At 69.2% G+C, this 6,214-nt stretch carries 7 protein-coding genes; 2 read left to right on the forward strand and 5 right to left on the reverse strand.

Annotated features, from left to right (window positions below):
• Positions 1-110 precede the first annotated feature (110 nt).
• The 4 genes from VF794_RS12920 to lspA (VF794_RS12935) form a co-directional block, all read right to left on the reverse strand.
• Entirely contained in the window at positions 111-1,142 is a 1,032-nt protein-coding gene (locus VF794_RS12920) for an MXAN_5187 C-terminal domain-containing protein (RefSeq protein ID WP_331110177.1), read from the reverse strand.
• A gap of 42 nt (positions 1,143-1,184) precedes the next feature.
• The gene (locus VF794_RS12925) at positions 1,185-2,501 is read right to left on the reverse strand and encodes a prolipoprotein diacylglyceryl transferase (RefSeq protein ID WP_331110179.1); all 1,317 of its coding nucleotides are present in this window, start codon (positions 2,499-2,501) and stop codon (positions 1,185-1,187) included.
• Between the two features lie 113 nt (positions 2,502-2,614).
• Positions 2,615-3,220 carry a signal peptidase II gene (lspA, locus tag VF794_RS12930; RefSeq protein ID WP_331110181.1) on the reverse strand — a complete coding sequence of 202 codons (606 nt, stop codon included), beginning with the start codon at positions 3,218-3,220 and terminating at the stop codon, positions 2,615-2,617.
• Positions 3,221-3,230: 10 nt separating this feature from the next.
• Complete coding sequence (gene lspA, locus VF794_RS12935) at positions 3,231-3,851, reverse strand: signal peptidase II (protein WP_331110183.1); 621 nt, start codon at positions 3,849-3,851, stop codon at positions 3,231-3,233.
• Between the two features lie 112 nt (positions 3,852-3,963).
• Here lspA (VF794_RS12935) and VF794_RS12940 point away from each other — a divergent pair, with 112 nt between their 5' ends.
• Positions 3,964-4,341, forward strand: a complete 378-nt coding sequence (locus tag VF794_RS12940) for a hypothetical protein (RefSeq protein WP_331110185.1) — start codon at positions 3,964-3,966, stop codon at positions 4,339-4,341.
• Positions 4,338-5,087: a Mut7-C RNAse domain-containing protein gene (locus tag VF794_RS12945; protein ID WP_331110187.1), complete on the forward strand. Its 750-nt coding sequence runs from the start codon at positions 4,338-4,340 to the stop codon at positions 5,085-5,087. The genes VF794_RS12940 and VF794_RS12945 overlap by 4 nt, the downstream gene beginning before the upstream one ends.
• A gap of 9 nt (positions 5,088-5,096) precedes the next feature.
• Here the strand turns inward: VF794_RS12945 and VF794_RS12950 are convergent, their stop codons facing one another.
• The gene (locus tag VF794_RS12950; RefSeq protein ID WP_331110188.1) at positions 5,097-5,993 is read right to left on the reverse strand and encodes an aldo/keto reductase; all 897 of its coding nucleotides are present in this window, start codon (positions 5,991-5,993) and stop codon (positions 5,097-5,099) included.
• Between the last annotated feature and the right edge of the window lie 221 nt (positions 5,994-6,214).

A 6,214-nucleotide genomic window follows, 5' to 3' on the forward strand; every position in this document is an offset into this window, starting at 1 on the left:
CCCAGAAGATGCGCCCGTCGGTGAGCGTGCCGTCGATGTCGAAGATCATCACCGACAGCTTGCTCACCCGCGCCTTGAGGGACTCCAGGTTCTGGTTCATCCGCGAGCGCCTACTTCGGCACGGCCTTGAGCACGGCCTTGCCGTCCTTGATGACGACCTTGAACTCCACCGCCTTGGCGCCGTGCTGCTTCATCAGCTCCGGCACCTGCTTGCGCAGCGTGGCCGCGATGGAGTCGTAGCTCATCTTCGAGGTGTCCTCCTTGTTGCGGCGCTTGGCGGACACGTAGGCGTCGTAGACGGTCTTCAGCTTGTCGTCGGACAGGTCGTTCGCGCTGCCGGCGGAGGGAGGACGCACGGCCGGAACCGCCGGCCGGGGACCCGTGCCCGGAGGCCGGGCCGCCACGGGGGCGATGGCCGGAGCCACGGGCGGCACCACCGGCGCGATGGACGGCATCCGGGCCACGGGCGGCACCAGCGGCGCGATGGACGGCACCAGCGGCGCCACCGACGGCACCAGCGGCGCCACCGCGGGCGCCACGCCCCGGAAGGGCACGGGCTCCATCGGAGCCACGGCGGGGGCCACCGCCGGCACCGCGGGCGGGGGCGACTTGAAGGCGGAGGACAACACCTCGTCCACCTCGTCCACCTCGAAGTCGGCGTCCTGCGACAGGTCCACCGCGCCCTGGCGGCCCTTGGTCTTGTCCGGCGCCTTCTGCGTGCGGCGCCTCACCTTGGCCAGGTCGCGCTTGTAGGTGCCGTTCTCGATCTCCAGCAGCGTGCGCTGCCACAGCCGCTCGTAGGTGACGAACTTGCTGTGCACCGACTGCACGCGGAACTTGGCGCCCGTGTTGCGCACGAAGCTGTTCTTGAGCCGCTCCAGCCGCTTCTTCAGCTCCTCATAGGTTCGCGTCGGCGGGTGGCGGTCGAGGCCCAGGAAGTAGTGCTCATAGGCCACCTTCAGCGCCGCCAGCTCCGCTTCGATGGCGTCGCATTCCTGCGCCGCCACCTCGCTGCCCGACTTCGTGGGCATGCCGCCCTTCGTCTCGCCCGAGTTCGCGGCGAGCTTGGCGGACGACTTCGTCGAAGCACCGGGCTTCGCGATTTGATTCTTCGTGGAGGATTTCGAGGACTCGTACGCCATGCGCACCCCAGAGTGTCCCCAAGACTCGCCCGGGGATCAACCTCAGGCCGGACTCGGTGTTGGGCCGACGCCAGCCGCCTCGCCCCCCCGACGAATCCGCCGGTACAGCAAAGTCGCACCGAAGGTGAACATGCACAGGGAGATGAACTGGCTGGTGGAGATGTTGTACCAGGCCTCCAGGGGCACGGCCTCGGCCAGGCCCTTGGCCCCCAGGGAGGTGAGCAGGCCGTTGAGCGTCCCGCGCTCGGTGTCGCCGCGGAAGAGTTCCACCGTGGTGCGCAGCACCGCGTAGCACATCAGCCACAGGGCGAAGATCTGCCCATGGAAGCGCCGGAAGCGCCGGGCATACATCAGCGCCAGGAAGAGGCCGAGCTGCCCGATGGACTCGTAGATCTGCGTGGGGTGGACGGGCAGCGTGGTGCCGTGGCTCGCCACCCACTCGGAGATGCGCACCGCGCCGGGAGCCGCCTGGTGGAGGATCTGCCCGGTGGCCTCCACCACATAGCGGGAGTCCTGCGCCTGTGACTGGTAGGCCAGGCTGGAGGTGCCGCCGAGGCGGCCGAAAATGTCCTTGGCCAGCCCGGCGCCGGGGAAGTGGGCCGCCAGCCGCGTGCCGGCCGCGGTCACGTCCCCCCAGCAGCAGCCGGCGGAGAAGCACCCGAGCCGCCCCAGGCACTGGCCGAGCGACACCGTGGGGATGGCCAGGTCCGCCAGCCGCAGGAACTCCATGTCGTGCTTCCGGGCGAAGATCCACGCCGCCAGCGTCGCGCCGATGAGGCCGCCGTAGAAGACGAGCCCGCCGCCCAGGGAGAACGCCTGCGACCAGTCGCGCGCGTAGTCCTTCCAGTTGACGAGCACGAAGAGGACGCGGCTGCCCACCAGGCCGCCCACCAGGAGATAGAAGGTCAGGTCCATGAAGGCCTCGCGCTTGCGAGGGCCCTCGGTGTCCACCCACCTGCCGCCGCCCTGGGCGTCCGCTACCCACGTCAGCTTGCGCCACTCGTCCTGGGCCAGCCTCGCGCCCACCGAGGCGGCGGTGAGGAAGCCGGTGGCCAGCAGCACGCCGTAGGTGTGGATGGGGATGCCCTCGCCCTTGCCCCCCAGGAAGGCGTCCGCGGGCAGCGCGTAGCGCAGGCCGAACGTCGCGATGCCCGCCGCGATGGCCCCGTAGAGGAGCGCGCGAATCATCCGCTGATCCGTCGTGGCTGGCGCGGGCTTCTCCCCGGGGGCCCTGGGAGTGCCCTCGGCGCCCTGCCAGCCGTTGTAGGCGATGTACGCTACCACGGCGAGGGCCAGCCCGTAGAGGAGGATCTGGGACCAGAAGGACGTGAAGGTGAAGTGGACGAGGACGGGAAGCATGGGCAGGGACCGTTACGGACGCGAGGCCGCGCAGGTTACCCCGTCACGGCGGCTCGGCGGCTGGGAGATGGCGACCCGGGAGCGGGGCCGCCCGGAGGACAGACGGCCCGACGTCAGGAGCGGACCTCGGCCGGCTTCTCCTCCTTGCGCACGAAGGCGTCGATCAGCAGCAGCCCCACGCCCACCACGATGGCCGAGTCGGCCACGTTGAAGGAGGGCCAGGCCGCCTTGTCGTACCAATGGGCCTCGAGGAAATCGATGACGAAGGCCCGGGCGATGCGGTCGATGTAGTTGCCGATGGCCCCACCCAGCACGAGCGGCAGGCCCCACAGCGCCCACTTCTCCTGCGGGTCCTTCCCGCTCAGCTTGCTGAAGTACCAGGTGATGAGCACCACGGCGGCGATGCTCACCAGGTGGAAGAACGGCCCCCGGATGTGGGGAGGCAGGGAGCGGAACATGCCCCAGGCCGCGCCCGGGTTCTCCGCGTAGCGCAGGCGGAAGAAGGACTCGGACACCTCGATGTAGCGCTTGGACCGGTAGTGCAGTCCGTCGAAGCCCAGGGGCGGAGGCTCGCCGTAGAGCGCCGACAGCCGCTCACTCAGCGTGGGCCGGTCATCGAAACGGGTGGTCAGCTCGCGGACGACGAGGTACTTCGTCCACTGGTCGAGGACGATGACGCCGAGCGCCACCGTCAGCAGGAGGAGGTATTTGCGCGGCACGGGTAGGGACTTACACCACCTGTCCGCCCGGCGTCACGGATTCCACCGGCCGGCGCTCCAGGAGGGAGTCGAGCAGGAGCAGTCCCACCCCCACGCAGATGGCCGCGTCCGCCACGTTGAAGGTGGGCCAGCGCATCCCCGGCTGGTTGCGCCAGTGCCAGTCGATGAAGTCGATGACGTAGCCGCGCAGGAGCCGGTCCACGAAGTTGCCCAGCGCCCCGCCGGTGAGGAGCGCCAGCGCCCAGCGCGCCCGGCGCTGCTCCGGGGACAGCCCCAGGTACATATAAAGGATGAAGCCGAGCGCCGACAGGCTCACCAGGTGGAAGAAGGGCCGGCGCACGGACTCGGGCAGGCTGCCGAACATGCCCCAGGCCGCGCCTGGGTTCTCCACGTAGCGGAAGTGCCAGTAGCTCTCGATGAAGCGGTAGGGCCGCGTCGAGCGCCGGTAACTTCCCGCCACGGGCGGGTCGTTGTCCAGGTTCTGCTCGGAGACGAAGCCCTCCAGCCGCGCCACGCCCGTGCGCCCATCGAGCGCCTCCGTGAGGTGGGACACCGCCAGATACTTGGTCACCTGGTCGGCGGCGAGGGTGGCGAGGCCCAGGAGGATCAGGACACGGAAACGCTGCATCATGGAATCCAGACCTCTACCTTGGTGGCCAGGAGGCTGACAACCCGGACCGGAATACAGCCGGGCAGGCAACTGGTTGACTCTCTCGACGCCCTCGAAGTGGGGCATGGTGGGGATGATGGAGACTGTTGAGCCGCCCGTGACGCCGAATCCGAACGAGACCCCTACCGCCCAGGCCCTGGTGAACCCCAAACCGTCCCTCATGGAGCGCCTCCAGGCGTTCATCACCCGGTATGGGATGCTGGCCGTGGCGGTGCACTACGCCATCTTCGGCCTCTGCCTGGGCGTCTTCGCGCTGCTCATCCGCTCGGGCTTCCAGTGGGAAGGGGCCAGCGGAGCGGCGGGGACCTTCGCCGGCGCCTACGCCGCCTGCCAGCTCATCAAGATTCCGCGCTTCGCCGCCACCTTCGCGCTCACGCCCCTGCTCGACAAGCTCATCCGGCGCCTGCGCAACAAGGGCCCGGCCTCGAGCGACGGCCCGCCCCCCGCATGAAGCAGGTGACGGTCCGCTTCTACGGCCCGCTCAACGACTTCCTCGCCCCCGAGCGACGCGGCGTCGAGCTCGAGCACTCCCTCAACGGGAGCTGCTCGGTGAAGGACCTCATCGAATCACTGGGTCCGCCCCACCCCGAGGTGGACGTGGTGCTCGTGGACGGCGAGGCCGTGGACTTCTCCCACCGCGTCGAGCACGGCCAGCGCATCGCCGTCTACCCGGCGTTCTCCTCCATCGACGTGGCGCCGCTCGTGCGCGTGGGGCCCCCCGCCCTGCCCGAGCCCCGCTTCCTGCTCGACGTGGGGCTCGGCCGGCTCTCGGGCCTGCTGCGGATGCTCGGCTTCGACACGCTGTGGCGCAATGACTACGCCGATGACGTGCTCGCCCGCCTCTCCCGGGAGGAGCAGCGCATCCTGCTGACGCGGGACATTGGCCTGCTCAAGCGCTCCGAGGTCGTCCACGGGTACTTTCCCCGGGAGACCGACCCCTCGCAGCAGCTCGTCGAGGTGGTGCGACGCTTCCAGCTCACCGGGCACATGCGGCCCTTCACCCGGTGCATCCCGTGCAACGCGTCCCTGTCCGCCGCCTCGCCCGAGGAGGTCGTGGGACGCGTGCCGGAGCGGGTGCAGACCACGTTCACCCGCTTCCAGCAGTGCCCCGAGTGCAAGCGCGTGTTCTGGGCCGGCTCCCACCATGAGCGCATGCAGGTCATCATCGACAAGCTGCGCGAGCTGGAGCGGCGGTAGCCGACGCGCTCAGCGCCGCGCGGCCTGCTGCGCGCGCCACGCTTCCTGGCCCTGGGTGTCGAGCGCGCGGAAGTCCTCGTCGCTCAACTTCACGGCGGCGGCGGCGGTGTTCTCCTCCAGGTGCTTCACCTTGCCGGTGCCCGGAATCGGCAGCATGACGGGCGAGCGCTTCAGCACCCACGCGAGCGCGACCTGCGACGGGGTGGCCCCCATCTTCCTGGCGAGGGTGTCGAGCAGACCGCCCTCCTTCGCCAGCGGCCCGCCGGCGAGCGGGTACCAGGGAATGAAGCCGATGCCGTTCTTCTCGCAGTGGTCGAGCACCGGCTCGCTGTGACGGTTCACGAGGTTGTAGAGGTTCTGCACCGTCGCGACCTTGAAGAACCGGCTCGCGGCTTGAATCTCCTCGACCGAGACCTCGCTCAGCCCGACGTGACGGATGAGCCCCTCGCGCTGCATCTCCGCGATGGCCCCGAACTGCTCGTCCCGCGGCACCTTCGCGTCGATGCGGTGCAGCTGCCACAGGTCGATGCGCTCCTGCTTGAGGCGCCGGAGGCTCATCAGCACGCACTGCTTGAGGTACTCGGGCCTGCCGACCGGGAGCCAGCTGTTCGGCCCGTGCCGGGTCAGCGCGCCCTTGGTCGCGATGACCATGCCCCCTTTGTACGGCGCGAGCACCTCCGCGAGGATGTCCTCGCTGATGAAGGGCCCGTAGCTGTCGGCGGTGTCGATGAAGTTGATGCCCAGCTCGGGAAGGCGCGCCACGGTGCGACGCGCCTCCTTCGGGTCCTCCGGGTCTCCCCAGATGCCGGGACCGGTGATGCGCATCGCACCGAACCCGAGCCGGTTCACCTCGAGGTCGCCACCAATCCGGAAGGTGCCACTCGCCGCCGCGTTGATCGTCGTCATCCGTGTTCCTCGTCGTCCCGTCAGGTCAGGCAACCTACCCGTGACCGCCGCACCGTGCTCAGTCAAAGATTACATCCATGAGAATCATCCTCTGCTGCTTGGGGCTTCTGCTGGCGGCACCCGCGCTCGCCAACTCAGTGGAGGATGGGCTGTGCCATGCACGGCCCCAGTCGGTCGAGAAGATGGAGAGGTCGGAGAAGCTCTGCCGCGCCTTCGTCCGC

Origin of the sequence: Archangium sp., from assembly GCF_036389735.1 — a bacterium.
Classification (GTDB): Bacteria; Myxococcota; Myxococcia; order Myxococcales; family Myxococcaceae; genus Archangium.

Bases quoted from the DNA above. Each gene is read 5' to 3' on its own strand.
- VF794_RS12920 (WP_331110177.1), bottom strand. From the start codon at position 1,142: ATGGCGTACGAGTCCTCGAAATCCTCCACGAAGAATCAAATCGCGAAG.
- lspA (WP_331110183.1), bottom strand. From the start codon at position 3,851: ATGATGCAGCGTTTCCGTGTCCTGATCCTCCTGGGCCTCGCCACCCTC.
- VF794_RS12950 (WP_331110188.1), bottom strand. From the start codon at position 5,993: ATGACGACGATCAACGCGGCGGCGAGTGGCACCTTCCGGATTGGTGGC.
- VF794_RS12940 (WP_331110185.1), top strand. From the start codon at position 3,964: ATGATGGAGACTGTTGAGCCGCCCGTGACGCCGAATCCGAACGAGACC.
- VF794_RS12945 (WP_331110187.1), top strand. From the start codon at position 4,338: ATGAAGCAGGTGACGGTCCGCTTCTACGGCCCGCTCAACGACTTCCTC.
- VF794_RS12925 (WP_331110179.1), bottom strand. From the start codon at position 2,501: ATGCTTCCCGTCCTCGTCCACTTCACCTTCACGTCCTTCTGGTCCCAG.